The organism is Halorussus amylolyticus (assembly GCF_004143485.2).
In the GTDB taxonomy this organism is placed as follows: domain Archaea; phylum Halobacteriota; class Halobacteria; order Halobacteriales; family Haladaptataceae; genus Halorussus; species Halorussus amylolyticus.
In genome coordinates, this window is sequence record NZ_ML974140.1 from 15,647 (window position 1) to 41,644 (window position 25,998).

Annotated in this window: 26 protein-coding genes; 11 read left to right on the plus strand and 15 right to left on the minus strand. The window is 65.5% G+C overall.

Annotated features, from left to right (window positions below; all coding sequences use genetic code 11):
• Nucleotides 1–67 precede the first annotated feature (67 nt).
• The 3 genes from EKH81_RS15810 to EKH81_RS15820 form a co-directional block, all read right to left on the minus strand.
• Nucleotides 68–700, minus strand: a complete 633-nt coding sequence (locus tag EKH81_RS15810) for a uracil-DNA glycosylase (protein ID WP_132059919.1) — start codon at nt 698–700, stop codon at nt 68–70.
• A 78-nt stretch (nt 701–778) separates the two neighbouring features.
• Complete coding sequence (locus tag EKH81_RS15815) at nt 779–1,477, minus strand: DUF7504 family protein (RefSeq protein ID WP_132059917.1); 699 nt, start codon at nt 1,475–1,477, stop codon at nt 779–781.
• A gap of 4 nt (nt 1,478–1,481) precedes the next feature.
• Nucleotides 1,482–1,814, minus strand: a complete 333-nt coding sequence (locus tag EKH81_RS15820) for a HalOD1 output domain-containing protein (protein WP_132059915.1) — start codon at nt 1,812–1,814, stop codon at nt 1,482–1,484.
• 262 nt (nt 1,815–2,076) lie between these two features.
• Here EKH81_RS15820 and EKH81_RS19790 point away from each other — a divergent pair, with 262 nt between their 5' ends.
• Nucleotides 2,077–2,208, plus strand: coding sequence for a DUF7503 family protein (locus tag EKH81_RS19790; RefSeq protein WP_274380515.1), 132 nt, complete (start codon nt 2,077–2,079; stop codon nt 2,206–2,208).
• On the opposite strand, the gene EKH81_RS15825 is transcribed toward EKH81_RS19790, so the two are convergent.
• Nucleotides 2,205–4,298 (minus strand): hypothetical protein, encoded by a 2,094-nt coding sequence (locus EKH81_RS15825; RefSeq protein ID WP_238392215.1) that lies wholly within the window; start codon nt 4,296–4,298, stop codon nt 2,205–2,207. The two genes, EKH81_RS19790 and EKH81_RS15825, sit on opposite strands and share 4 nt — an antisense overlap.
• 196 nt (nt 4,299–4,494) lie before the next feature.
• Between EKH81_RS15825 and EKH81_RS15830 the strand changes: the two genes are divergently transcribed.
• Nucleotides 4,495–5,100, plus strand: a complete 606-nt coding sequence (locus tag EKH81_RS15830) for a plastocyanin/azurin family copper-binding protein (protein ID WP_132059911.1) — start codon at nt 4,495–4,497, stop codon at nt 5,098–5,100.
• A 28-nt stretch (nt 5,101–5,128) separates the two neighbouring features.
• On the opposite strand, the gene aroC is transcribed toward EKH81_RS15830, so the two are convergent.
• Together aroC and purM are read right to left on the minus strand one after the other, a co-directional pair.
• Nucleotides 5,129–6,280, minus strand: coding sequence for a chorismate synthase (gene aroC / locus EKH81_RS15835; RefSeq protein ID WP_132059909.1), 1,152 nt, complete (start codon nt 6,278–6,280; stop codon nt 5,129–5,131).
• 529 nt (nt 6,281–6,809) lie between these two features.
• On the minus strand, nt 6,810–7,790 hold the full coding sequence (gene purM, locus EKH81_RS15840) for a phosphoribosylformylglycinamidine cyclo-ligase (protein ID WP_132059907.1): 981 nt from the start codon (nt 7,788–7,790) through the stop codon (nt 6,810–6,812).
• Between the two features lie 110 nt (nt 7,791–7,900).
• Here purM and EKH81_RS15845 point away from each other — a divergent pair, with 110 nt between their 5' ends.
• Entirely contained in the window at nt 7,901–8,140 is a 240-nt protein-coding gene (locus EKH81_RS15845) for a PRC-barrel domain containing protein (RefSeq protein WP_132059905.1), read from the plus strand.
• A gap of 146 nt (nt 8,141–8,286) precedes the next feature.
• Entirely contained in the window at nt 8,287–9,579 is a 1,293-nt protein-coding gene (locus EKH81_RS15850; RefSeq protein WP_132059903.1) for an MFS transporter, read from the plus strand.
• A gap of 127 nt (nt 9,580–9,706) precedes the next feature.
• Here EKH81_RS15850 and EKH81_RS15855 read toward each other — a convergent pair whose 3' ends face one another.
• Complete coding sequence (locus EKH81_RS15855; protein ID WP_238392216.1) at nt 9,707–10,348, minus strand: zinc metalloprotease; 642 nt, start codon at nt 10,346–10,348, stop codon at nt 9,707–9,709.
• A complete protein-coding gene (locus EKH81_RS15860; protein ID WP_132059899.1) occupies nt 10,345–11,646 on the minus strand; it encodes a TraB/GumN family protein in 1,302 nt (433 codons plus the stop codon). The genes EKH81_RS15855 and EKH81_RS15860 overlap by 4 nt, the downstream gene beginning before the upstream one ends.
• Nucleotides 11,647–11,920: 274 nt before the next feature.
• On the opposite strand from EKH81_RS15860, the gene EKH81_RS15865 reads away from it, so the two are divergent.
• The gene (locus EKH81_RS15865) at nt 11,921–12,412 is read left to right on the plus strand and encodes an acyl-CoA thioesterase (protein WP_132059897.1); all 492 of its coding nucleotides are present in this window, start codon (nt 11,921–11,923) and stop codon (nt 12,410–12,412) included.
• Nucleotides 12,413–12,433: 21 nt separating this feature from the next.
• Here EKH81_RS15865 and EKH81_RS15870 read toward each other — a convergent pair whose 3' ends face one another.
• Nucleotides 12,434–13,357, minus strand: a complete 924-nt coding sequence (locus tag EKH81_RS15870) for a DUF4397 domain-containing protein (protein ID WP_132059895.1) — start codon at nt 13,355–13,357, stop codon at nt 12,434–12,436.
• A 302-nt stretch (nt 13,358–13,659) separates the two neighbouring features.
• Between EKH81_RS15870 and EKH81_RS15875 the strand changes: the two genes are divergently transcribed.
• Together EKH81_RS15875 and EKH81_RS15880 are read left to right on the plus strand one after the other, a co-directional pair.
• Complete coding sequence (locus tag EKH81_RS15875) at nt 13,660–14,550, plus strand: shikimate kinase (RefSeq protein WP_132059892.1); 891 nt, start codon at nt 13,660–13,662, stop codon at nt 14,548–14,550.
• A complete protein-coding gene (locus EKH81_RS15880) occupies nt 14,508–14,813 on the plus strand; it encodes a chorismate mutase (RefSeq protein WP_132059890.1) in 306 nt (101 codons plus the stop codon). Before EKH81_RS15875 ends, EKH81_RS15880 begins: the two co-directional genes overlap by 43 nt.
• A gap of 67 nt (nt 14,814–14,880) precedes the next feature.
• On the opposite strand, the gene EKH81_RS15885 is transcribed toward EKH81_RS15880, so the two are convergent.
• The 4 genes from EKH81_RS15885 to EKH81_RS15900 form a co-directional block, all read right to left on the minus strand.
• On the minus strand, nt 14,881–15,267 hold the full coding sequence (locus tag EKH81_RS15885) for a PIN domain-containing protein (RefSeq protein WP_132059888.1): 387 nt from the start codon (nt 15,265–15,267) through the stop codon (nt 14,881–14,883).
• Nucleotides 15,264–15,509 carry an AbrB/MazE/SpoVT family DNA-binding domain-containing protein gene (locus EKH81_RS15890; RefSeq protein WP_132059886.1) on the minus strand — a complete coding sequence of 82 codons (246 nt, stop codon included), beginning with the start codon at nt 15,507–15,509 and terminating at the stop codon, nt 15,264–15,266. Before EKH81_RS15890 ends, EKH81_RS15885 begins: the two co-directional genes overlap by 4 nt.
• Nucleotides 15,510–16,341: 832 nt before the next feature.
• Nucleotides 16,342–17,064 carry a ZIP family metal transporter gene (locus EKH81_RS15895; RefSeq protein WP_202935176.1) on the minus strand — a complete coding sequence of 241 codons (723 nt, stop codon included), beginning with the start codon at nt 17,062–17,064 and terminating at the stop codon, nt 16,342–16,344.
• A gap of 167 nt (nt 17,065–17,231) precedes the next feature.
• Complete coding sequence (locus EKH81_RS15900; RefSeq protein WP_132059884.1) at nt 17,232–17,912, minus strand: carbonic anhydrase; 681 nt, start codon at nt 17,910–17,912, stop codon at nt 17,232–17,234.
• Between the two features lie 110 nt (nt 17,913–18,022).
• Here EKH81_RS15900 and EKH81_RS15905 point away from each other — a divergent pair, with 110 nt between their 5' ends.
• On the plus strand, nt 18,023–18,487 hold the full coding sequence (locus EKH81_RS15905) for a PH domain-containing protein (RefSeq protein ID WP_132059882.1): 465 nt from the start codon (nt 18,023–18,025) through the stop codon (nt 18,485–18,487).
• Nucleotides 18,484–19,974 carry a PH domain-containing protein gene (locus tag EKH81_RS15910; protein ID WP_132059880.1) on the plus strand — a complete coding sequence of 497 codons (1,491 nt, stop codon included), beginning with the start codon at nt 18,484–18,486 and terminating at the stop codon, nt 19,972–19,974. The genes EKH81_RS15905 and EKH81_RS15910 overlap by 4 nt, the downstream gene beginning before the upstream one ends.
• Before the next feature lie 22 nt (nt 19,975–19,996).
• Here EKH81_RS15910 and EKH81_RS15915 read toward each other — a convergent pair whose 3' ends face one another.
• Nucleotides 19,997–20,791, minus strand: a complete 795-nt coding sequence (locus EKH81_RS15915) for a hypothetical protein (protein WP_162224653.1) — start codon at nt 20,789–20,791, stop codon at nt 19,997–19,999.
• Between the two features lie 204 nt (nt 20,792–20,995).
• On the opposite strand from EKH81_RS15915, the gene EKH81_RS15920 reads away from it, so the two are divergent.
• Together EKH81_RS15920 and EKH81_RS15925 are read left to right on the plus strand one after the other, a co-directional pair.
• Nucleotides 20,996–21,844, plus strand: a complete 849-nt coding sequence (locus tag EKH81_RS15920; protein ID WP_132059876.1) for a phosphatase PAP2 family protein — start codon at nt 20,996–20,998, stop codon at nt 21,842–21,844.
• An 89-nt stretch (nt 21,845–21,933) separates the two neighbouring features.
• A complete protein-coding gene (locus EKH81_RS15925) occupies nt 21,934–23,427 on the plus strand; it encodes a globin-coupled sensor protein (RefSeq protein ID WP_132059874.1) in 1,494 nt (497 codons plus the stop codon).
• A gap of 585 nt (nt 23,428–24,012) precedes the next feature.
• Here the strand turns inward: EKH81_RS15925 and gatE are convergent.
• Nucleotides 24,013–25,881 carry a Glu-tRNA(Gln) amidotransferase subunit GatE gene (gene gatE / locus EKH81_RS15930; protein ID WP_132059872.1) on the minus strand — a complete coding sequence of 623 codons (1,869 nt, stop codon included), beginning with the start codon at nt 25,879–25,881 and terminating at the stop codon, nt 24,013–24,015.
• Nucleotides 25,882–25,998 lie beyond the last annotated feature (117 nt).

Below are 25,998 nucleotides of genomic sequence, written 5' to 3' on the forward strand. Positions count from 1 at the left end.
TCGACCGAGCTTCGAACTCCTCCCTGAACAACGAACTCACATCACTAACAGTCAATAATCGAACGCCTCACCGCCCGCGCCGACCCTTCGTCTGGCGGTAGTCCCGACCCATCAGCCCCTCGAAGTGGTCGAGAAACGCCGCCTTCTGGTCGTCGGTCAAAGTCTTGGGGTCGGCCATCGGCACGATTTCGAATCCTCGGCCGCGAATCGTGGTCGCGTGAGCGTCCGGGAGTTCGAACTCATCTGCTGGCGTCGTGGTGTACTCCGTCGCAATTTCGGCGAGCGCGCGCTCGCCCACCGGCACGAGGATTTCGGGGTTTATCATCCGAATCTCGGCGTTGAGGTAGGGTTCGCACGTCCCGACTTCCTCGTCGGTCGGCGGCCGTTCGGGGTGGCGACACCGCGCGAGGTACGTCACGAACGCGTTTTTGAGTTCGGGGTCGTCGGCGCTCGGCAGGGAGTCGTTGAGTCCGAGTCGGCCCAAGATGTCCTGCAGTCGCTCGCCGCGCTCGTCGCCCGTGAACGGCACGCCGGTCCGGTCGGCACCCTCGCCCGGCGTCTCGCCGACGAACAGGAAGTCCGCGCCCACGTCGCCGTAGCCGTGGACGACCCGCTCGCGGGTCGTACAGAGCGCCGGGCAGTTCTCGCAGTCGGCGTCCATGCCGAAGGGGTTCGAGCGGGTCTGCTGGTTCGCGTCCATCGTTGGTACCGTGGGACTCGTGAGATAAAAACGGGTCGGAGCTATCGGGCCGAATCGAACGCACGTCACCGCTCCGAACTACTCGCTCTCGTCCGACTCCCCGACGCACTCGATGACGGTGTCGAACGCCGACGTGACCGCGCGGACGCTCGTCGGGTCGTGGACCGAGCGTGTCAGACAGAAGTAGCCCACCGCGTTCTGCTCGGTTAGCGTCCGGCGAAAGTCCGCGAGAAAGCCGACGGCCGCGGCCGGGTCGAGTCGGTCGAGGAGCGTCCCGAGAGAATCGATGTACGCGACCGTTTCGCCGTGGTCGGGCCACACGTCGAGATAGCCCGCGGCGGCGTCGTGTATCGCGACGGTGTCGGCCGGGTCAGCGACGCCTCGGACGACGTTCCGGCCGGGCGAGTCACGGCCGGGCGAAGCGCGTTCGGACGAACGCGCTTCGCCCGGCTTCCGACCCGGTGGACCACCGGCATTCGATGGCGTCTCGGCGGTCGCCGACCGCATCCGGTTGCCGACGCCGACCACGCCGACGTTTCGGGGTGCGGTCCCGACTCGGTCGCGCCACGAGTCGAGGAACGCACCGGGACTGTCGTCGGTCACCGCGAGTACGTCGTCGGCGTCGTCGCCCGAGAGCGACCCGAACGGGATGGGTTCGTCGAGCGTCTCCCGGACGACGAGCGCGTGGGAGTCGCCGCCGACGCGCGTTCGCACCAGTTTCGTATCGCGGTTCGCGGCGCGGTTCGTGTCGTCGTCGTTCGCGTCGTGGTCGCTCATCGTCTCACTCGTCGGCTACCGATTCGTTGGCGATTCGAATCCGGCCGTCGCTCCGGACGAGGACCCGGAGGCCACACACCCGAAACGTCACGCGGGCCAGACCCTCGTCGCTCGCGAACAGCGCGTCGAGCGCGTCGGCATCGACGCGCTCGCCGATGGGGACGACGGTGTTCGTCGGGTCGATGTCGGCGACTTCGGCGATTGAGTTGATAACCGTCTCGCTGACGGTCCGCGGACCGTCCGGGTCGTGACGCGCGCGATACACGCCCGCCGTTTCGCCCGGTTCGGTCAGTCCCGAATCGTCGTTCGCCTCGCCGCTTTGATAGCTCTTTGACATCTTCCCTTCCTCACGTAATATACACTCTCCATCAGTAATAAATTTGTGCCTAACTCAAGAGGTATGTTCGGAACCGCGAGGTTCCGGGGCGCGACTCGCGAGTCAAGCGTTTCGCCGACGCGTCCGTCTGAAATCGGTGTGTATCGGAATATAGCCCGCGCGTACCCGTCGGCAACCGGCGTTTGTTCCGGAGTAGGTGGCGTATATCGAAATGGGTCGGCACCGTCGTTCGCGTACGGCGGTCGGACCGCCGGATGCAACCATGTCGGATACACTTCGCTCGAAACTCGCGGACGAACCGCGACTCGTCGGCGCTCTGTTCGCACTGCTCGCACTGCTCGCGAACGCGGGGGGAGCCGCCGCGGTCGGAATCATGGCGACTCACGGCCCCTAAAGGCCGAGGTCGTCGGCGTTCCAGTACAGCTCGCCCTCTTTTTTGACGGGGTAGCGGTGGCGGTCGAGGTACTCCCGAAGCCCATCGGCAGACAGCCGAAACGGGCCGAGCGGCCCGGGCGCGAGGTAGTGGTGGTCGTCGTCGTTTACCGTCGGCCGCGCGAGCGTCCCCATGCCGCCCTCTCGGGGCGGGTACGCGTAAATCGTGAGCGCGTGGTCGGTCGCGCCGTCCGTTTCGTTCGCGCCGTTCGCTTCGTCCGGGGTTCCCTCGACCCCACAGAGCATCGAGAGGCCGCCCTCCTCCTGGACGACCGCGGCGCGTCCGTCGCCGACGACGGTGTAGTGGCCGCCCACGATGCTCTCGCCGCGCGCGACTTCGAGGCTCGCTCTGAGCGGGAAGCCGAGGTTCAGCAGGCGGGCCATCGTCCGGCCCACCCGGAGCGCGCCGCTGTCGATGACGTCGCTGAGCGTGACCACGCCGCCGACGCTTCCGGCCTCCACGAGCGCCAGACCCTGGTCGTACGACCGGCAGGCGTTGAGCAGGAACGCGCCCACGTCCACCGAGTCGAGCGTCGCGGCGTCGAGGAAGCCGTCGGCGCACTCGAATCCCGCGTCGTCCACGTGGCCGACGTAGTGGAGGAAATCGACGCCCGACGCCAGCAGGTCCCGAAGGTCCGCTGTCGTCGTCTCCCGGTGAACCGTCACGTCGAACGGGAGGTCGTCGCGCGCGCCGTATGCCGCGCGCGCCGCGTCGTTCTCCGCACCCATTGCCGAGTCGTTGGTGACGACCGCGATGTCGATGTCGCCAGCGTCGGGCCTGCGCGAGAGCTTGTTTCGGAACGCGGTCGGGGTCGCCTTGGTCGCGCCGACCGGGACGCCGTCGCCGAACCACGCCACCTCGACTGCGTCTCTCGGCGGCGGTCGGACCAGACGCGGGCGGTCGGAACCGGCGTCGGTGTCGCGGTCCGCCGAATCCTCCGTCCGCGTGCGCTCGCCGAGGAAGCCGTCGAGGACCGCCGACCGGAGTTCAGACGCGGAAACTGTCTCGCCGACCGCGGGCCGAACGACGGCGAGGTCGCCGACCACGAACGGGAGCGCCTCGATTCCGTCGGGGTCGGGCGAGACGTACGCCGCGAGGTTCCACCGGGGAAGCGCGTCGGCGACAGTCTCGAAATCGGCCGAGAGGTACGCTTCGAGTCGGTCGTCCAGCGACTGGTCGTAGAGCGCGGCGAACTCGAGGTCCACGAGCGACTCGACCGCCTCGCGCTCGTGGAGTTCGACCGGGTACAGTCCCTCGGTTCGGGTCACGCAATCGAGGAGGAACGACTGCTTGAGCGCGCGCTCGACCCCCGTCTCGAAGTCGGGGTTTCGGAGTCCGAACTCGAAGCCGTCGGTCACGATTCGCGGGTCGTCGCCCGCGACGAGGTCCGCGCCGAGGTAGAACGCGAGCGGTGCGACCACCGCGGCCGCCCGGTGGGTCGGCGGCACGACGATTTCGACGCCGGTGTCGGGCGGGGACACCGCATCGGGAATCTCGAACGACTCGCCGACTTCGATGGTCGGCGGATGGCCCCGGAGCGTGGGGTACGACCGCTCGGGCGAGGTCGTCTTGAGCGCCGACCCGAGCGCCGACACCGCGCGGAGGGCGTCCTCGGGGTCTGAAGTGACCGTAATCGTCGCCGCGGGCCGCTGGTGGTACGACCGCGCGCCCACCAGCACCTCGCCCGCGTCGAACGAAAATTGCATCCGGTCGTCGCCCACCGTCGCGGCGAGCGCGCCCGCGCCCCGGAGGTAGCACTTCACCGGGGCGTTGATTTCGACCTCGTAGCCGTCGGCCGGGAGTTCGGCGTCGAATCCGGGGCCGAGGTCGGCGACCATCGACCCGTCCGCGCGCCGGACGTACGCGTCCACGACCCGCTCGACGGTTATCTCGGCCGCATCGACGGCGACCGCGGCGTCCACCGGAAATCGGAATCGGTCGGGGTCGACGAGTGCGGGTTCGATTGGCGAGTCGAAGTCGAGGCGGTAGCGCCGCCGCTCGATGGGGTCCGCGATTGCGAGACCGCGTCCGTCTGTGTCGAACGAAACCACCCTTCCACCTTCGAGACACCGCAGTAGTGCGATGCTTGTCTGAAGATGGTTCCGGACTGGTAAAAAACTACCCGGTGGCCGGAGTTCGGCCGTGTAACGACGGATACGCTGGCGAAACGAACCGTTACTCCGTTCGGAATTCGGAACGAAAGGGCTATTTTAACCCCCTCGGGACGGTCTGTCTTCCGGGGGTTTCATGACACGAAAGACATCCCGCCGCCGCTTTCTGAAAGCGACGGCGGCAGTTGGCGCAGCAGCGGGCCTGAACGTCGCGGTACTCGCACAGGACGGCGGGGACGAGAACACCATCCTGCTCGGCGGCCTGACCGAAGGCTGGCAACCGTACCGACTGCCGGGCGAGGACGCGGGCGAGGCCGACCAGAATCCCACGCTGACCCTCGAAGCAGGAGCGACCTACACGCTCGCGTGGAAGAACGTCGATGGTCAACCGCACAACGTCGCGTTTCAGGACTCCGAGGGCGAGAATCTCCAAGTCCTCGAAGTCATCGAACTCGATTCGGAGGGGTTCGAGGAACTGAATCAGACCGACGCCGACGGGACGGCGACACCCGAGAACGAGACCGACGGAAACGAGACCGACGGCGAGACGACCGTCGGCGGCGAGGACCTCGTGGACGTGACCGAGAACGTCAGCGAGGAGGGCGCGATTCAGGCGGTGCGATTCACCGCGACCGAGGAGATGACGACTTACATCTGCACCGTCCACCCGACCACGATGGTCGGCGACGTCGAAATCGAGGGCGGCGACGGCGAAGACGGCGGCGAGAACGAGTCCGGATAGCGACTCGCGCGACTACTCGCTTCGCGGATTACTCGTTTCGCGGACTGCTCGGATGGTAGTCGGTGTCGTACTCGCCGACCTGCCCGTCCGCGCGGTCGGGGTTGACCCGACCCGACAGGAGCATGAAATCCACGAGCGTGAGCGCCAGCATCGCCTCCACGACCGGGACCCCGCGGGGCGGAAGCACGGGGTCGTGGCGGCCGATGACCTTCTCCTCTTTCTCCTCGCCGGTCTCCCAGTCCACCGTGGTCTGGGTCTTCGGAATCGAGGTGGGCGCGTGGAGCGTGACCTCGCCGTAAATCGGCTCGCCCGTAGTGATGCCGCCCTGAAGCCCGCCGTGGTCATTTTCGGTGGGAACTGGGTCGCCATCCGAATCGAACTCCCACTCGTCGTTTCGGTCCTTGCCGGTGTACTCGCGCGCTTCGCGGCCGAGTCCGAACTCGAACGCGGTCGAGGCGGGCACGCTCATCATGGCCTGGCCGAGGCGCGATTCGACGCCGTCGAATCGCGGCGCACCCAAGCCACGCGGGACCCCGCGGGCCTCGAAGTAGATGGACCCGCCGATGGAGTCGCCCTCCTGTTGGTACTCGTCGATTCGCTCGCGCATCTGCTCGGCGGTCTCGGGGTGGGCACACCGGACTTCGTTCTCCTCGCTGTGTTCGAGCATCTCCTCGAACGAGACCTCGGGCGCTTCGATGTCGCCGATTTGGTTGACGTGCGCCTTGAGTTCGATTCCCTCGCGCGCGAGAATCTTCTTGGCGATGGCTCCCGCCGCGACCCAGTTCACGGTCTCGCGCGCCGACGACCGCCCGCCGCCGCCCCAGTTGCGCGTACCGAACTTCGCCGAGTAGGTGAAGTCGCCGTGGGACGGACGGGGCGCGGTGATAAACGGCTCGTACTTCTCCGAGCGAGCGTCCTTGTTCTCGATGACCATCCCGATGGGCGTTCCCGTGGTATAGCCGTCCTGTACGCCGGACTTGATGGATACTGCGTCTGGTTCGCCCCGACTCGTGGTTATCATCGACTGGCCGGGCTTTCGTCGGTCCAAATCGGCCTGTACGTCCTCCTCGGAGAGTTCGAGACCCGCCGGGCATCCGGACACCGTGACGCCCATCGCCTCGCCGTGGCTCTCGCCGAACGTGGCGATTTGGAACAGGCGTCCGAAGCTGTTTCCGTTCATTATCCGTGGTTGGGCGGTCCGGACATATAGTGTTTGCAAAAGCCGCAAGGTTGGGTGAGGGATGGATGGAGAATCACAGTTGTTCGAGATGGCTGAGAATATACGACTAAGCAGTTCTGGAAAGCCTCCATCGACGCCTCGCACAACGGCGTCGAAGCTAAGAGCACCAAGCAGTTTCAGAAAGCCCCCGCCCGGTCACGGTCGCTCCAGCGGATATTCGCGGCTCTCCGCACAGCCCGCCGCGAATAGGGCCGCCGGAACCGACCACACCCATTCGGGCGCGACCGGGCGGCCCCTTTCAGTCCCACCCCACCCCGCACCGCAACCGCGACAGCCACACGCCTCCCCAACCGATTCGCTCACTCGCTCCCTTCGGTCGCGCGCTCACTCATCCCTCGCGCGCATGGGCGTGACGCCAAACCACGGCGTCACGCCAGCGCGCGCCGGGAAGATTGATTCACTCCTCGCCTGAGACTTTATAACCAAAGCCGGGACCAACTCCCCTCGTGCCCACCCGAACCCCGAAAACTCAGTCAGCCAGCGTCAGTCCGCGAATCGCCACCTCGTCGCCCTCGCCGACCTTGCCGATGATTCGCCCGTCCGTCTCGTCTGCCAGCGATTCCGCGTCGGCCTCCGGAAGCGCGACCACGAAGCCCGTGCCCATGTTGAACGTCCGGTGCATCTCCTCGTCGCTCACGCTCCCCTCGTGCTGGACGAACTCGAAGACCGGCTGAGCCTCGAACGGGTCGGCGATTTCGTACCGGTTCGCGCCCATCCGCGAGAGGTTCGTCCACCCGCCGCCCGTGACGTGGGCCGCGGCGTGGACCTCGCGCTCGCGAAGCGCGGGGAGGAGGTACGTGTAGATTCGCGTGGGTTCGAGCAGGACTTCGCCCACCGTCCGACCTTCGCCCGAGTCGAGCGGGAAGGGGTCGTCGTAGTCGTGATTCCGAGTCGCGGCCTCTCGCGCGAGGGTGAGACCGTTCGAGTGGATACCGCTCGACTCGAATCCGACGAGTACGTCGCCGACTTCGGCCTCGCCGGGGAAGATGGCGTCCTTCGGGGCGAGTCCCGCGCAGGCACCCGCGAGGTCGAGACCCCGAATCACGTCGGGCATCACCGCGGTCTCGCCGCCGACGAGCGCGATGCCCGCCTCCTCAGCGCCTTGCGAGAGGCCCTCGCCGACCTGCTCGGAGAACGTCTCGGTGGGTTCGTCCACTGCGAGGTAGTCCACGAACGCGACCGGTTCGACCCCGCTCGCGACGAGGTCGTTGACGTTCATCGCGATGCAGTCGATGCCGACCGTCGAGTAGTCGGAGAGTGCTTCGGCCACGAGCAGTTTCGTGCCCACGCCGTCGGTCGCCAAGGCGAGGTAGCGGTCGCCGATGTCGAGCAGTCCCGCGAACTCGGTCTCGTCGATGTCGCCCACCGCCCCGACCAGCGCGGCGGTCGCGGCCTCGCTGGCCTCGATGTCCACCCCGGCGTCGGCGTAGGTGAGTTCGTCGTCGCTCATGTGAGAAGGCGCGCGCGCGGCGAGTAAAGTTCCGTCGTTTGCGGGCGCGACCCGCCTCGTGTCAGCGCGCGCCCACAGCGCACTTGCCTCGTCGGGTCGCCACTCGCCTCATGGACGAAACCCTGACCCAAGACGACGAAGGTAAGCGAGTCGTCGGTTCCGAGGGCGAGATGCTCGGAACGGTGGACAAAGTGGACCACGGCATCGCCCACGTCGAACCCGACGCGGGCGACTACAAGAGCGTGAAGCGGTATCTGAACTGGGAGGACTCGGCGGACGACTACACCTTTCAGGAGAGCGCAATCGAGCGGCGGACCGGCGACGAAATCGTCCTGCGCGCCGAGGAGTGAACGCGCGAGCGTTCGCGACTCACGACGAAGTCGAGACCGGACGACGTGACTCCGATTCGAGACCCGAAATTCCGCTTTCACAAACATATTGAGTGCCGACGCCCGACTCGGAGTATGAGACGCCAGCGCGTGGTGAGCGACGGATAATGTCGAACAGATTGGGTGTGGACCCGCAAGTGGTCACGCTGGCGCTGGCACGCATGACCGAGTCCGTCGGAAATTCGTTTCTCATCGTCGTCCTCCCGCTGTTCATCGGGAGCGAGGTCATCTCCGGAACCACGTTCGGACTGACTGAGGTCGCTGTCACGGGCGTCGTTCTCTCGCTGTTCGGATTCGTCAACAGCCCGCTACAGCCGTTTACGGGCCGACTCTCGGACAGAACGGGTCGGCGAAAGATATTCGTGCTCGCTGGCTTGGTGCTCATCGGCGCGGCGAGTTTTCTGTACTCGCTGGCGTCGAACTACTGGCACCTTCTCGGACTCCGCACGCTTCAGGGGGTCGCTGGCGCGCTGATAATTCCCACCACGGTCGCGCTCGTCAACGACCTCGCCACCTCGTCGAACCGTGGCGGAAACATGGGGACGTACAACACCTTCAGACTCGTCGGATTCGGCGTCGGTCCAATTGCGGCGGGGGCCGTGGTGTCGGCGGGTCCCTACGCGGTCGATTTGGGCGGGCTACAGGTTTCGTTCAGCGGCTTCGACGCCGCGTTCTACTTCGCCACGCTGACCGCCACGGTCAGCTTCTTCCTCATCCTATTTCTGATTCGGGACCCCGACGCGTCCGAAATCGACGCCGACGACGAGGGCGAGGGCTTCGGCGGGGTCGCGGTTCTCGACCGGTCGGGGACGGGCGTGCTCGACCCGGTGTTCACGCTCGGCGTCGTCTCGTTTTTCATGGCGGTCGGAATCGCGCTGTTCGCCACGCTTGGCGACATCATCAACGCTCGACTCGACCAGGGACCGACGCTGTTCGGTCTCCAATTCGCGGCGTTCGTGCTGGCTCAGATACTGCTACAGGTGCCAATCGGCCGGGCCACCGACTTCTACGGCCGGAAAATCTTCATCGTCGTCGGGACGGTGCTGTTGGTCCCCACGACGTTGGTGCAGGGGCTTCTGTACGACCCGTGGCTGATGTTTTCGGCGCGCTTCGTGCAAGGGGTCGCGGGAGCGATGGTGTTCGCGCCGGCGCTCGCGCTGGCGGGCGACCTCGCGCCCGAGGGACGCTCCGGTTCCACGCTCTCGGTGCTGACGATGGCGTTCGGCTTCGGTGTGGCGTTCGGGCCGCTCGTCTCCGGGTTTCTGGTCGCGTTCGGGTTCGCGGTCCCGTTCGCGTTCGGTGCGGTCCTCGCCGCATTCGGCGCGGTGCTCGTCTGGACGCAGGTCGAGGAGCCGAACCCGCCGCGTCGGTCGCTCTCGGCGCTCTTTTCGTCGGACTGACCGAAAGCGAGGCGGACCCGGTTGACCGACCGGAATCGCGACAAGCGCGACTTGACCGACCGGAATCGCGACAAGCGCGACTTGACCGACCGGAATCGCGACGAGCGCGGCGCAAGCGCCGCGCTCGTCAGAACGAGAACAGCGCCCACACCGCGAGTCCGAAACAGGGGAGTCCTGCCCCGAGGAACGCCGCGAAACTCCAGTCTTTGACCGTCTTCCCGTCGAGCGGCCCGAACGGAATCATGTTGAACCCCGCGAGCAGGAAGTTGATGACGACTCCGAGGTGGCCGACTTCGCCGAGGAGCGACGGCCCGAACAGGTAGAGCGGGAAGAAGGCGACTCCGAGCGCGACGTTCGTCGCTGGTCCGGCGAGCGCGATGAGACCGTGCTGGCGGAGGGTCGCTCGACCGCGGTGGTACACCGCCCCCGGCGCGGCGAACAGGAATCCCGCGAGGCCGCTCGCGACCGCGAGAAACAGCATGCCGTAGTCGGCCCGGAACTCCGCGACCTGCCCGAACCGAATCGCGACCACCTTGTGGGCGAGTTCGTGGAGCAGGAAGCCGACGCCCGCGGTCACGAGACTGAGGACGAACGCGACGGCGAACGCCGTCGCGTCGATGGTCCCCGGCGCTTGGAGCACTCGCGAGACCAGCGAGCGGTTCAGGAAGAACGTGAACGCGAGGCCGAGCGCACCCCACGCGACGAGCAAGTCCCGTATCTCGCGCTGGCTGAACCGAATTGTCGCGCTCATCGGGACCTCTCGGCTCATGTGAGCGTGCCGACGATGAGGTCGGCGCTGTTTCGCGCGCCGTCCAGCATCAGTTGCGTAATCTCGTTCACGCCGCCGACTTCCGACCCGAGAAGCGGCAGGACGACGAACGGGAACAGCAGGCTCGCAATCATGCTCCCGACGTTCGTCATCGCCACGATGGCGATGAGTCGGAACAGCGGCACGTCGAGCATCTGGCCGATAAGGTCGCGAATCGGCGTCTCCTCGTCGGACATGAGTTCGTTGAGCCTCGTGATGTCGCCGACGTTGACCGCGGTGTGCCGAAGTTCGACGTAGCCCGCGAACCATCCCGGCGCGAGCAGGGGGTTGACGCTGGTGAGCCACGCGACCGCGCCGCCCACGCCCGCCGAACTCCAGCGCGCGCCCGCCAGCTTCGCGAGACCGAACGCGAAGACGCCGTTGAACAGGAACCACGCCGCGAACACTTCGAGCAGGAAGCCCTGTCGGACTCCCGCCATCGCGAGCAGGACGAAGAACGCGAGGAAGCCGAGCGTGAAGACGTAGCCGAACAGTTTGAACAGCGAGAAGCGACTCCCCGATTCGGTGCCCACGAGGTCCTCCATCGGCGGGAGAGATTGGGGGTTCGAGAGGTACTCCTCGATTCCGGCCTGATGGCCCGCGCCGACGACTGCGACCACGCTGTGGCCCGCCTCCCGGAGCGCCACCAGTTTATGCGCGATGAAGGCGTCGCGCTCGTCGATGAGCGCCTCCGCGCCGCCGGGCGAGAACTGTCGGAACTCCTCCATCATCGCGGTCACCACGTCGCCGTCGGTGAGTTCCTCGATGTCGAACTCCTCGTCTTCGGGTTCGCCGCCGACGCCGAACATCGCGAGACCGAGTTCCCACACCATCCGTAGCTTCTCGAAGAACGACATCCGGGCCCAGAACCGCTGGATAGTGGTCTGGATGTCGCGGTCCACGAGCGCCACGCCGCTCCCGACGCGCTCTGCGGTCTCGACCGCGGCCTGCATGTCCGCGCCGGGTTCGATGTCGAATCGGTCGCCCATCCGGGCCTGCACGTACGACAGCATCCAGTACGCGATGAACTGGAAGACGGTGTTTCCCTTGAGCAGGTCGGTGGGTTCGAGGTCGTCGGCGACCTCGCCCTGCATCTGGCGGTATCGTCCCTCGTCGAGTTCGACCGCGACCACGTCGGGGCGCTCGGTCTCGACGACCTCGCGGACCTCCTCGACGCTGTCGGCCGAGACGTGTGCGGTCCCGACGACCCGGACGCTCCCGTCACCGCCCCCGGCGTCCAGTTCGGCTGAATCGGTCATTGGTCGGGTTACACGCCGTCGCTTTTTACCGTTGTCGGTGCGAGGAGAATTACCTGCTCGCCGACAGCAGACGGTCGAACTGTCGAGAATCGTGATATTACCTCGGGAACCGAGAAATCACGTCGGGAATCGAGAAATTACCTCGGAGAAGGCTCGGAATACCGCACGCCGCGGGCCGATTCGCGCCGCGAATCGGACCGCGGCGTGCCAAGAACCGGCTCGAGGCGTACCGAAGGCGAAAACGGCATTGTCCCGGGACGCGAGGGTCGAAGCGATGCCAGACACCGCCACGCTGATGGACTCGTACACCGAGATGACGGAGTTGCTCTTACCGAACGACACCAACAACCTCGGGCGGGCGCTCGGAGGCGCGGTTCTCCACTGGATGGACATCTGCGGGGCCATCTCGGCGATGCGGTTCTCGAACTATCAGTGCGTGACCGCGTCGATGGACCACGTTGATTTCATCTCGGCAATCGACCTCGGCGAGGTGGCCGTGGTCGAGGCGTACGTCTTCGACACCGGCCGGACCAGCATCGACGTGAAGGTGGACGTGCGCGCCGAAGACCCCCGGACGGGCGAGGAGCGCCAGACCACCACCTCGTTTTTCACGTTCGTCGCCCTCGACGACGACGGCAGGCCGACGCCAGTGCCCGACCTCGACTGTCCGACCGACAATCAGCAGGCGCTCCGCGACGCCGCGCGCGAACAGCGCCGCGAGCAGTTGGCCGCGGTGTCCGAGCGCATCGAAGAAAACGGCGACTGAACCGAAAATCGGTTCGTCAGCCTACGCTTCCGCAGTCGTCTCCTCGTCGTCTATCGTCGTGGTTTCGAGAGCGTCCGCGGTCTCGTCTTCGGTTTCTTCGGTCGTTTCGTCCTCGACTTCGGTTTCCTCATCCATGTCGGTCTCGTCGTCCGCAGGCGTTCCGACCAGGAGACCTTCAGGGTTGTTCGTCACATCGACGGCCGTGAACAGGTCGAGCGAGGTGTTCGCCGGGGCGTCCTCGGGCGCAGCGTAGCCAGCCGCGAACGCGGTGTAGCTGGTCTCGTTCACGAGGCTGACGTTGAACGACTCGACTATCGTCCCGTCGTTGTCCTCGGTGGCCTGCCGAACGTTGAGCGTGTAGACGCCCGAGGGGACGGTCACGTACTCGGTCTCGTTACCGAACGTCGCGTTGTCGAACAGCACGTCGCCGGTCTGATTGACGGTCACGTCCACCGGCCCGGCGTCGGGCGAGACGTGGACGAGTCGGACCGACGCGTCGTCACCCTCCGGGGGTTCGGTGGCGTCGGTCAGCGCGATGGGTTCGAACGCTTCGGTGCCGTTCTCCGAGACTTCGCCCGCGGCGGTCACGGTGTAGTTCGTTCCCGCTTCGAGCGTCAATTGACCGTCGAACACGGTCTGCTCGTCCTCGACGGACACGAGCGTGACTTGGTGGTCACCCGCTTCGACCGCGAGGTAGTCGCTCACGTCGCTGAAGCCGACGTTCTGGAGGACGGTCTCGTTGTCCACCTGCACGTCGACGTCCGGCGCGTCGGGCGACATGTGGGCGACCCGGACGTTCGCGTCCGCCTCAGTCGTCGTCTCCTGTTCGTCGTCTTCGTCTTGGGCCAGCGTCAGCGCGGACCCGCCCACGCCGACGAGGCCGACGACGACGAGCATCGCGACTGCGAGCGCGGCGATTCGCGTGACTCTGTTTCTTTCTACCATGCGAACGCGAATGCGAGCGACTCGTCAATAAAGCGCGACGACCGTCCACCCGCGTAATCCGACGCGACGCCGACCTAACGACTCGATTCCCGACGGTATCGACGGACGAGGCGTTCGAAACGTGGCTTACTACCGGGGTCGAACCCCGAACAGGAGGTGGTCCGAGACCTCAGCCTCCGGAAGGCTGTAGCTACCGTCCTCGCGCGAGTCGGACCGGTGGCTCGCGCGTCGCAGACGTCGAACCTATCGCCCGATTTGCAGCAACCACCAGCGTCAATACCCCCCGCGAGAGACGGGCAGACATGGACGGCCGCGCGAGCGCACCAGCGGCGGGGACGGTACTCAACGCCTTAGCCTCCGGTAAAGGCTCGGCGTTCGCCATCGATGCCGAAACCGTCGCCGAAGTGTCGCTCGATGATTCGGGGACCGTCGTCGGAGAAGTTGAGGGCGCACCCGACGCCGACACCACGCTCGTCGAGCGATGCGTCGAACTCGCAGTCGCCGAGTACGCCGATAGCGAGGCGCTCGACCGACTCGGCGTGGACGACGCCGACGCCGCTGGCGGCCGCGTCCGGACCGAGAGCGAGGTGCCGATGGCCGCCGGACTCAAGAGTTCGAGCGCGGCCGCGAACGCCACCGTTCTCGCCGCGCTCGACGCGCTCGGGGTCGCCGACTCCGTCCCGCGAGAGGACGCCTGCCGACTCGGCGTACGGGCGGCCCGAGACGCCGGAGTCACGATTACCGGCGCGTTCGACGACGCGAGCGCGAGCATGCTCGGCGGCGTCACCGTCACCGACAACACTTCCGACGAACTACTCGCCCGCGAGGAGGTCTCGTGGGACGTGGTGGTGTGGACCCCGCCCGAGACGGCTTACAGCGCCGACGCCGACGTAGAGCGGTGTAAGCGAATCGCGCCCATCGCGGAGTTGGTCGCCGACCTCGCGCTCGACGGCCGGTACGCCGACGCGATGACGGTCAACGGCTTCGCGTTCTGCGCGGCGCTCGGCTTCTCGGCCGACCCGATGGTCTCGGCGCTCCCCGACGCGGCGGGCGTCTCGCTGTCCGGGACGGGTCCGAGCTTCGTCGCGGTCGGCGACCGAGACGCGCTCGAAGCGGTCGAACACCGGTGGAACGAACTTGAGGGTACGACATGGACGACCACGACACGCAACGACGGCGGCCGGACGAGATGAACCTCGCGGAGCTCCGCGACGAGATAGCCAGCATCGACCGAGAGATAGTCGAGCTCATCGCTCGGCGGACCTACGTGGCCGAGACGGTCGCGCAAGTCAAAGCCGAGCAGGACATGCCCACGACCGACGAGGGCCAAGAACAGCGCGTGATGGACCGCGCGGGCGAGAACGCCCAGAAGTTCGACGTTGACGACAATCTGGTGAAGGCGATATTTCGGTTGCTCATCGAACTGAACAAGGTCGAACAGCGCGAGAGTCGGTAATCAGGTGGACGACTGTTTTAGACACTCTACCGGAGAATAACGCGTACGATACTCTCTCAATCCGAAGTCATTCTTGGTTGGTCGGTTCTAGTGGCACTCTCGCCACCTCGATGTCTTCGTAGTCTTTCTCGGAGGAGAGTACGTCCATCCCTCGCGTCTCCGCAGTCGCCGCGTGGAACGCGTCGAACGGAGTCATTCCCTCGTCGTAGTAGTTGACGGCTTTCAGCACTACCTGTTTCTCTCCTTCGTCTCGCACGGGAACTAGTTCAAGCAGGTTCGCTGCCAGCGGAACATAGTCGAACTCGTAGCGTTCCCGGGCGAGCAGGAGTTCGAGATACGAGAACGGTGACGTTTCGACATCGTACTCGGTGAGGGCGTCCTCCGCGGACCCCTGCAACCAATCGGAGTCTTTGGCGAGCGCAAGCAGGAAATCCGTCTCGACGTACACCGTCATCTGTCACCGTCGGTTTCTCCGGCTTCGTCTTTTGCCTCCGCTTCGATGTCGGCTCGGATGTCTTCGACCGACGCATCCCGGAGGTCGCCCGCTGCCTCGCGGACAGCGGTGAGGGGGTCGTCTGCAACCGGAATTAGCTCGATTTTCTCTTCGTACGTGACGATGTGATACTTTTGACCGTACTTCTCACGCAACTCTTTTGGGAGGTACAGCCGTCCCTGCCCATCGGTTTTCGCTGACATGGAAGACAGTATGTTACCACGAATAAAGAATCTTACCACCAGAGATCATATAGTGGTATTAAACTGAACGCCTCAGTAGGCCGTACGATGGACTTCAGGCAACTGAACAAGGCCGAGAAGTGTGAAACGCACTACGCAGGAGCAGTATGCTCGCTCTCAGCTACCTATCGGTTTCTTTTCTGGGGCGTCTTGACGAATTTCCGTCCGAGCACCCAAACGTATCGCCGAATTCGTCTTCCCGGAGTAGTGAAGACAAGTCCGGCCGCGAGTCCTACCGAGAGACTGCGAGATACAACTTCGTGCCACGGTGATAGTGGCCCCTCAGCGAGGAGAAACAGACTGGCACCGAGAACCACCAGAAAGTGCAAGCCCATCTCAGCGATAAAGTATCCGCCACTGGCCGAGATTGGGGGACGGAACCCTGCTGTCCAGAGCAGGCTGACGACTACAGTCCCGAAGAGCAATCCGGCTTCCATCGAAGAGAGAGGAATCGAGACGGGAACTACATCGGCTATGTCCCATCCGAGGCCGAAGAACGATGACCCGACGAGAAACCAGACGAGGAGTAAATGAAGCAACGAGGAGTCACTCCGCGAGGAGTTGGACGAGAACTGTTGCATTATAACGTCCTCGTGAGGAGCATTTTAAGAATTTTTGGGTAGATAGTGTGTCCACTCTTCGGCCAAGCCATCTACCAGAATACAGAATCCGCAATTTGGACAGAATCTGTAACGCCAGTCCGAGACCTGAACAAGGTGGAAAAGCGAGAATCGCCGAAACAGCAGCAATTTACGCTGACGCATCAAACTTTCTCACTGACGCTCGTCCGCCTTCAGTGCAGCATATCGAGGAGAAAGATGAGGAGAAAGCCGACGAAGAACAGCGTCGTAGACGTCGGCGTTTCCGGCACCTTTTGGGCCTTGACGAGGAGTTCCTCGGTCACGAGGTAGAGCAGGGCAGCAGAACCGAATGCGAGCACGAGCGCGATTGGCGCGCCCGTCACACCGCCGAACACGGATACGCCAGCGGTCACGCCACTCAGTAGTAGCACACCGAACGCACCGGGGACAGCGAGTTTCTTGAGCGTACTCGTTTTTTCGGGCAGTGCGATGACACCGGTCACGCCGAGAAAGAGGACCTCGATGGCGAGCGCGACGGCGATGAGAACTCCCGTGGCCGCTTCCGTCAAGAAGGTCACACCGATTAGGACGCCGTCTATCAACATGTCGATGCTCACGGTGATGAGCAGGCTGGCGGCACCGGCCATCTTCCCGCCGATTCCTCGCTTTTCGATGTACTTGCTGAATCGATGGATGGCGAGCATCGTGGCGACCCCGAGCGCAAATCCGATGACGACCACCGCCGGAGCCCGAGTGTGAACGTCCGGGAGGAGTTCGGCCGCGACGGCCGCGAACACCACGCCTGCTGCGAAGTGCTGGACGTTGCTCTCCATCTGTGCCCCCGGCGTGCGATAGATTGCGATGAGTCCCCCGACGAGTGCGGCCACAACCGCCAACATCGTGTACGAAAGCGCCTGAACTAGGATACCGGGCATTCCAGTAGGGATTGTATCTCAAGTCGGGTGAATGTACTTGCCCTCGCGCTCGGCGACGAGAGGCACCGTCCTCGAACGGATGGATTTCTCGCCGACGCAGTCGAACTCGACTCCCGTTCGGTATCGCGACTCCGTTTCCGGGACGACTCACCCGACGCGACACTACGTCAGTACTCCCAGAGTCGCTCGATTCGCGACTCGATTTCCGGATGTTCGTCCCGAAGCGTCTCGACGCTCGTCTCGCCGCCGACGTTGACGACGTGAATCTCTCCTCGACTGCCGGAATACACGTCCTGAAAATCGTACACGACGCCGATGACGTCCACGTTCGGTGGAACGTCGTCGCTCTCTACGAGCGCATCGACCTGTCTATCGACGTTGTACTCCACGAGTCGATTGATGACCTCGTCGCGCGATAGGTCGGCGGGAAGCGCCTCGACGCCCGGTTCGAGTCCCGGTCCCAGTAAGTCGAGACAGTGCTCGATGCCAGCGGGTTCGGAGAGTCCGTCGGTCAGGTCGTCGTAGGTCGCCGTGACCGCGCCGCACCCGGTGTGGCCGACCACGACGGCGATTTCGGTCCCGGTGTGTTCGACCGGGTAGAGGACGTCGCCCGAGACCACGTCGCCGGTCTCGGTTCGCTGGACGACCCGGTTTCCGATATTGCTACACGTGAAGATGCGTCCGGGGTCGTCGTTGCCCCAGATATGGTCCTGCAGGACGCGCGAATCCGAGCAACACACCGTCACTGCGTCCGGGTGCTGGGAGTCTTGGACGGCGTCGAATCGGGACTGATACTCGCTGGCGTGGTCCGAATTTCGCTCCAACAGTTCGACGAATCGCGGATGCATGGATGAGAGAGGTGCGCGTTCGAATATATTCGTTGGGGACCAGACCGAGGTCGTCCGTCGTCTCGCCCACACCGTGGAAATTTATCAACGGCGAGCGAGTTCGTACGCGCATGGAAGTTCTGAATCCGAGGGTGCGCTTCGTCTGGGTCGTCGGCGCGGCGGTCTTCGCGCTTGTGGTCGGCGGCGGCGCGTTCGTCGCCGACCGATTCGTGTTGGGCGTCGGCGTCTGGGTCGCGGCCGTCGCCGCCGCGCTCGCGCTCGTTCTCGGGGTGGTCCACGCCCTTCTCAAGTACCGAATCTGGCGGTTCGAGGTGCGCGGCGACGACCTCTATCTCGAACGCGGCGTGGTGACGCGGGTCAACACGGTCGTCCCGTTCGTCAGGGTCCAGCACGTCGATACCCAGCGCGGACCGGTCGAGCGCGCCGCGGGACTCGCGAGCGTGGTCGTCTACACCGCGGGGTCGCGCGGCGCGGACGTGACGATTCCGGGACTGACGCCCGACCGGGCCGACGCGCTCCAAGAACAACTGCGAAGCCTCGCAATCGAGAGCGAAGGCGAATACGACGCCGTATGAAACTGCATCCGCTCTCGGTGCCGTATCGCGCGATTTCGCGGGGTCTCAGTCTCGGCACTACGCTGGTCTTTATCGGAATCACGCTCTCGGGAACCGGGACCATTCCCCGACTCGCGCTCCCGGCGCTCGTCGCAATCGCAATCTTCGGCGTGCTCGCGACCGCGGCGTGGCAGGTCGCGTACTACCGGCGCTTCGAGTACAAACTCAGCGACGAGGGTCTCGACATCGCTTCGGGCGTGATTTCGCGGCGAAACCGCGAAATCCCGCTTCGCCGGATTCAGAACGTCGATATCTCCCGGAACGTGGTCCAGCGCGCGCTCGGTCTCGCGGCGCTCGACCTCGAAACCGCGGGCGGCGGCGAGACCGAGGCGAGTCTCCGATTCGTGGGCTACGACGAGGCCAAGCGCCTCCAGCGCGAGATTCAGCGGCGCAAGCGCCGCGTCAACGGTCGAGCGGTCGCGGGCGACGAGGCCGAGGAAGTCGAGGCGAGCGCGGTCGAACGCCCGCCCGAAACCGAGGAGCAACTGTTCGAACTCTCGGCGACGGAGTTAGCCATTCTGAGCGTGCTGTCGTTCGATTTGCGCTACTTCTCGCTGCTGGCGTTCGGGCCGGTCGCGTTTCCGTTCGTGCCCGGTATCACCGAACTCGCGTTCGTGGGCGGCGTGATGCTCGCGGCGATGCTGGCCGTCGCCCTCTGGGCAATCGGCGCAGTGGTGACGTTCGGGCGCTACTACGGGTTCCGACTCTCGCGCGTCGGCGACGAACTCCGGTACGAGCGCGGCCTGCTCCAGCGATACGACGGGTCGATTCCGCTGGAGAAGGTCCAGACGCTCACGATTCGGGAGAACGTCCTGATGCGGCGGTTCGGCTACGCCGCGCTCGCGGTCGAAACCGCGGGGTACGCGCCGGGCCAGACTCCCTCTGGCGGGTCGGAGGCGGCGGTGCCGCTGGCGACCCGCGAGCGCGTCCTCGAACTCGCTCAGGAGGTCGAACCGTTCGACCCGCCCGAGTTCTCGCGCCCGCCGAAGCGCGCACGAAGGCGGTACGTCGCCCGGTACTCGCTCGCGCTCGCCGGACTCTCCGGCGTGCTGTTCGGTGCGCAGGCGGTGTTCGGATGGCCGGACCCGTGGTACCTTCCGCTCGCACTCGTACTCCTTACCCCCGTCGCTGCCCACCTGTCGTGGGCGAACCGCGGGTACGACGCCCGAGACCGCCACGTCGTGACGCGAAACGGCTTCTGGCGCAGGACGACCAAGGTCGTGGCCTACGACCGAGTTCAGACCGTGATTCAGGCCCAATCGCCGTTCCAGCGACGCCGGAGGCTGGCGACCGTGGTCGTCGATACCGCGAGTTCGGCCGGATTCGCCGGCCGAGAGGCCCGTGCGGTGGATTTGGATACTGAGGACGCGGCGGCGCTCCGTGAACTGGTGGGCCGTCGATTGCAGGAGCGACTCGGCGAGCGACGGAGCAATCTCGACGCTCGGTGAGTCTCGGTTCTCTCGGTGAATCTCAGACGTTTCGGCTCCCTTCGAGGTAGAGGTGTCCGACCGCGAGACCGAACAGCGGCACCAGCACCGACGAGACGACCGCCCGGACACCGGCGTTCGGGAGGCTGTACGCCTCGCCGAAGGCTCCGCTGACGGCCCCGAGGGTTCCGACGAGAACGCCGTACACCAGCGTCGCGCCGAGTATCTTCCAGACGTTTCCGCGGGCGGCGTGCCAGCCTCCCCGGACGCTGGCGACCGGTCCGCGCCGGTCCACGACGCACGCCGGATACGCCAGCGCGAGTCGGAAGAGGAGGTAGACGCCCGGAATCACGAGCGCGACGAGACCGACCGAGACGAGCGCCGAGAGCAACAGCGTGACCCCGGCCAGCGCCGGGAGTCGCTTCGCGGCGACGGCGACCCGGCCGCGAAACGACTGCTTGCGCTCGGCGACCGCGTTCGCCGCGGTCAGATAACAGACGCCCCACACCACCCCGAGTCCGAGGAGATAGGCGACCGACACCGGCCACACCCAGTCGGCGACTTCGGGGGAGGGAGGAGCCTCGACGGCGTCGGCGGCGTCGGCGGCTTCGGAGGGTTCGCCGACGGCGGAGATTTCGGGGGCTTCGACCGCAGACGACGAGGGTTGCGTGACGCCGGTCGCTCCGACGACTGCGAGGAGTTGGACGACGAAGGTGAGCGCCACCAGTTCGCGGTGGTCGGCTAGCACGCCCCACGCCCACCGGAAGGTGTCGGCCACGTCGAGGCGACGGACGTGGACTCGCTCGCTCGTCGCGACTCCTTCGGCTTCGACTTCCATGAACCGAGATTCACAGACGCCTGATATAAAATCCGGGGAGAGAAACGCGGTGTGGCCTCCGGTGTGAGAGAGGGGCGGGACGGTGCACACTCGTGCGCGCCGTCCCGCCCGAACCGTGCTGGTCCCGACGGGACGAACCGTTCCGGTCCCGACGGGAGCGTGAGTCAACTCATTTATACGACGAGGGTGTAGCTACCGGCGAGTATGTTTCCCGTCGCCGAGCTGAGCGCGGCGTTCTCCTCGCTCCAGTTGGGGACTCAGTTCACGCTCCTCGTCGCGGTCCCGAGCATCGCGGTCATGCTCGTCGGAAAGCGGCTCTTTCTCCCCGACGAGCGATTTCGGACGCTGGTGGTCGAGTTCGTTCGAACCGACTGGAAGTACCTCGGCGTGGCGTGGGTGGTGACCCAAATCGTCAACACGCTCGCGATGCACTTCCACGCGCCCCGGACGTTCACGAGCGCGGTGTACGCGGTCGAAGGCCCGACCGTCGTGGCGTTTCAGGCGGTCACGTTCACGTCGCTAACGGTGTTCGCCACCGCCATCTACCTCGTCGGATTCCCGTTCGTGGTCCTCTTCACGTACTTCAAGCTGAAGGCCCACGACGAGGAGGAGGCCCATCGCTACGCGCTCGCCTACATCCTCGTGGTCGTCTCGGCGGTGCCCTTTTTCCTCCTGTTTCCGGTGAAGGTGTCGTCGCTCTACCTCTCGGACGTGGAGCCGCTAATGTACGAACTCAGCCCCGCGATTCAGTACGGCATCTTCTCGACCGACACGCTCGTAAAGGCGTTCCCGAGCCTCCACACCGGCCTGTCGGTGCTGGCGGCGGTGTACGCCCGGAAGGCCGGTGGCTGGTACGCCAACACGGTGCTGGCGCTGACGGTCGGTATCGTCCTCTCAACGCTGTACCTCGGGATTCATTGGGTCGTGGATGCCGCCTTCGCGGTGCTCATCGTGTGGCTGGCGTACCGGCTCTCCCAGCGGGTCAGCGACCCCCGCTGGACGATGCTCTCGCGCGAGGTGGTGTCGGGCGTGCGTCGGTACACCTCGCCGTGACAGTACACCTCGCTGTGACCGCGCCGCCTTCGTTCTCAAGCGTGAGAATCCGCATAAATCGTAAATGTACCCGGTGACTTCTGGCGGTTATGAACGGTTCCGCGGGCGAGGCGAAGTTTGCGAGTCGTATCGACGGTGAATCGTTGCTGGCCGACCTCGACATCGACGACGACGAGATACGCTGGCGGAAGGACTTCACCGGGTTCGGCGACGACGACGCCGAGCGACTCGACGGACTGTCCGACCTGTTCGAGTCCGTCGCCGACGAGGCCGTCGAGGAGTTCTACGACCACCTGACCGCGCGCGAGGAGACGATGGCGGTTCTCGACCGCTCGACCCGGACCGTCGAACAGCTCCAGCGGACCCAGAGCGAGTACCTCGTGTCGCTGGCCGACGGCGAGTACGACCGGTCGTACTTCGCCGACCGCGCCCGAATCGGCAAGATTCACGACATGCTGGAGATGCCGATGCACCACTATCTCGGGGCGTACATGCTGTATCTCAACATCCTCGTTCCGAAAATCCGCGACCGAACAATCGACCGGGCCACAGAGCGTCTCGGCGACGACGCCGCCGAGGTGGTCCGCGAGGAGTTCCACGACGGGATGGAGGACATCCTCTCGCTCTTCCGCGCGGTGAACCTCGACATGCAGGTGGTGACCGACACCTACATCGACTCGTACAACGACGAGATTCGCGAGTCGAAAGCCGAACTCGAAGCCCTCCAGCGGCGCATCTCCGAGGACGTGCGCCACGACCTCGACACGCTCTCGTCGTCCGCCGAGGACGTGGCCGAGAGCGCCGACGAGATACACGAACTCACCCGCGAGCAGGCGACCGACGTGGACGAAATCGCGTCCGAGACCGAGAACATGAGCGCGACGGTCGAGGAGGTGGCCGCCAGCGCCGAGGAGGTCGAGCAGACGAGCCGTCAGGCCCAGCAGTTGGCCGAGGACGGCCAGCGCACCGCGGGCGAGGCGATGGACGCCATGGCCGACATCGACGAGGCTCGGAAGGGCGCGACCGATGACATGGCCGACCTACAGGAGACGGTCGCCGAAATCGACGAGGTGGTAGATGTCATCAACGACATCGCCGACCAGACGAATTTGCTCGCGCTCAACGCGTCCATCGAGGCCGCCCGCGCGGGTGACGCGGGCGACGGCTTCGCGGTGGTCGCCGAGGAGGTCAAGAGCCTCGCCGAGCAGTCGAAATCCCAGGCGAGCGAAATCGAGGAGATGGTGGGCGAGATACAGACCAACACCCACGACACGGTCGAGAGCCTCGAACGGACCGAGGACCGAATCCAATACGGCTCCGAGAGCGTCGAGTCGTCGCTGGAAACGCTCCAGGACATCGTGACCGCGGTCGGCGAGACGGTCCACGGCATCGAGGAGGTCGCGCAAGCGACCGACGAGCAGGCGGTGACCGCCGAGCAGGTGTCGGCGATGGTGGACGAGGTGTCGCGCCACGCGACCGAAATCGCCGAGGAAGCGTCGTCGGTCGCGGAGGCGACCGACGAGCAGGCCGAGAACGTCGAGCGAATCGAATCGGCGGTCGAGAAACTCAGTTCCGGAGACTGATTGGGTTCGGGGAGCGAACGAATCACTTTCAGCCTTCCACGCCGGCCGCGGTCTCCTCGCCCGAGAGTGCGGCGTGGCCGTAGTTGAGGAGCGCGACGAACACCGCGCCGAAACTCAGGGTCAACCCCGCCGACAGCCCGAGAGGAACAGTCCGGCGTCGGGTCGCGAGATTTCTATCATCGAGTTGTCTATCTCGCGCTGGAGGATGTTGCCGTACGAGAGCGTCGCGCCGGAGGTTCGGAGTCGTCGCCGTCGCTGGCGCTCACGAACAACTCACCCGGATGGGATTTTCGGGTACGTGAGCCACGGTTCAGCGGATGAAACGACAGAGTGGTTTCAGAAAGCCCTCGCCCGCTCGCGGTCGCTGACGCGGGATATTCGCGGCTCTCCACAACGCCCGCCGCGAATAGTTGCCCGCGCAGGCGACCACGGGCCTGCGGCCCGCCGGAAGACAAACCGCGTCTTCCGAGGTCACACTCGCGTTGCTCGCGTGACCGCGAGCGGGCGACCCCTTTCAGTCCCACCCACGGTGCCTTGCGTCCCCGAGAGATACAAATCGAACGCGCCCTGAGGCTATGAACTGACTTACGCTCGCGCTTGAATCTCCTCGCGGAGAATCTCGCTCACCGTGTCGCCGTCGGCCTTGCCGCCGAGCGCCCCCATGCACTCGCCCATCAGCCCGGAAAACGCCTGCATCCCCTCCTCGGCGACCTGTTGCTCGTTTCGCTCGACGACCTCGACGACCGCCTCCCGAACCTCCTCGTCGCCCGCGCTCCCGAGGCCCTCGCGCTCGACGGCCTCGGCGGCGGTGAGGTCGGGAGTCTCCGCGAGCGCGGTCAGTACGTCGCCGACGTTGCCCTTCGCGGTCTCCCCCTCGGCGACCAGTTCGAAGGTGCCGACGAAGTGGTCGTCGGCCAGATTCTCGACCGGCACGCCGTCGCGCCGGAGTTCGGTCACGGTGCTTTCGATGGTGCCCGCCGCGAGCGTCGGGTCGGTGCCCATCTCGACCACGCGCTCGAACAGGGCCATCCGCCTCCCGTAGGCGACCTGTTCTGCGAGTCCCGCATCGAGACCGTACTCGTCCTGATAGCGTTCGACCTTCTCGGTCAGGAGTTCGGGCGTCTCGACCTCGGTGGGGTCGGGTTCGACCGGCGGCACGTCGGTCTCGGGATACATCCGGGCCGCGCCGGGCAGGGGTCGGAGGTAGCGAGTCGTCCCGTCGTCGTTCGCGCCACGGGTCTCCTCCGGAACGCCGTCGAGCGCGGTCCGGGCGCGCTCGGCGGCCGCCTCGATGGCGAGGTCGGCCGTTTCGGGGTCGGCGGCCACGATAGCGACTGCATCGTCGTCGCCCGCGTTCACGGCATCGCGGAGCGCGGCCACTTCCTCGTCGGTCACGCCGTAGGCCGGGAGTTCGTCGGTGTGGAAGATGCCGCCCGCGCCGTGGCGCTTGGCGTGGTCCGAGAGTTCGGTGCCGAGTCGTCGGTCCGGCTGGAGTTCCGCACCGACGAGTCCGTCGAAGCCGTAGAGAGGGACCGCCGTGACCTTTCCGCCGGAGTCTAAGGCTCCGCGAATCACTCCCGAATCGGTGTCGGCGAAGGTGTCGGTCACCTCCGTCACGTCGCCCACGCTCGCGTCGCGTTCGTGGAGTTCGTCGCGGACTTCGAGCAGGCGGACCTGCCGGTGAGCCTCGTTTCGCACGAGGTCGTCGATGTCGTCCAAACTCTGGACGCCCTTCACCTCGACGCGCGCGCCCTCCGCGATGGAGATGTTAACGTCCTGACGGATTGTGCCGAGTCCGCGCTTGACCTGCCCGGTCGAGCGCAGGAGCATCCCGATGGTCTCGGCGGCCTCGCGGGCCTGCTCGGGCGAGCGGATGTCGGGCTTGGTGCCGATTTCCACGAGCGGGATGCCGAGGCGGTCGAGGCTGTAGAGGACGCCGTCCTCGCGCTCCTCGACGCGCTGGGCGCTTTCTTCTTCGAGCATCAGGTCCTCGACGCCCACCGGACCGTCGCTCGTCTCGATTTCGCCGTCGGTCGCCATCAGGGTCGAGCGCTGGAACCCCGAGGTGTTCGAGCCGTCCACGACGATTTTCCGCATGACGTGGGCCTGGTCTATCACGTCCATGTCGAGGAGCTGGGCGATTTCGAGGACGACTTCTTGGGCCTCGTCGTCCAGCCTGTGGGGCGGTTCGTCGTCCTCCTCGACCAGACACGTCGAGTCGTACGCCAAATACTCGAACTCGCGCTCGACTCGGCTCTCCTCGACGGCGGCGTCGTCGAGTTCGCCGAGTTCGCTCTTGGTCGGGTGGAGGAATCTGGTGAATCGCCGGTCGGACGCCTCGGGGTCGCGGAGGTCGGTCGGACAGTTGCAGAACAGCTTCGTCTCGGTGTCGAGCTGTTGGTGTATCTCCAACCCCGCGACGAGGCCGAGGTCCTCGTAGTCGTGTTCGGTCATTACTCGCCAGTGAGACACGGAGGGGTAAAAAACCGTTCAGTCTGGGGCGGGGGGGGGGGGGGGGCGCCGCCCCCCCCCCCCCCCCGGGGGGTGTTTGAGTCGCCCGCCAACCCCCGG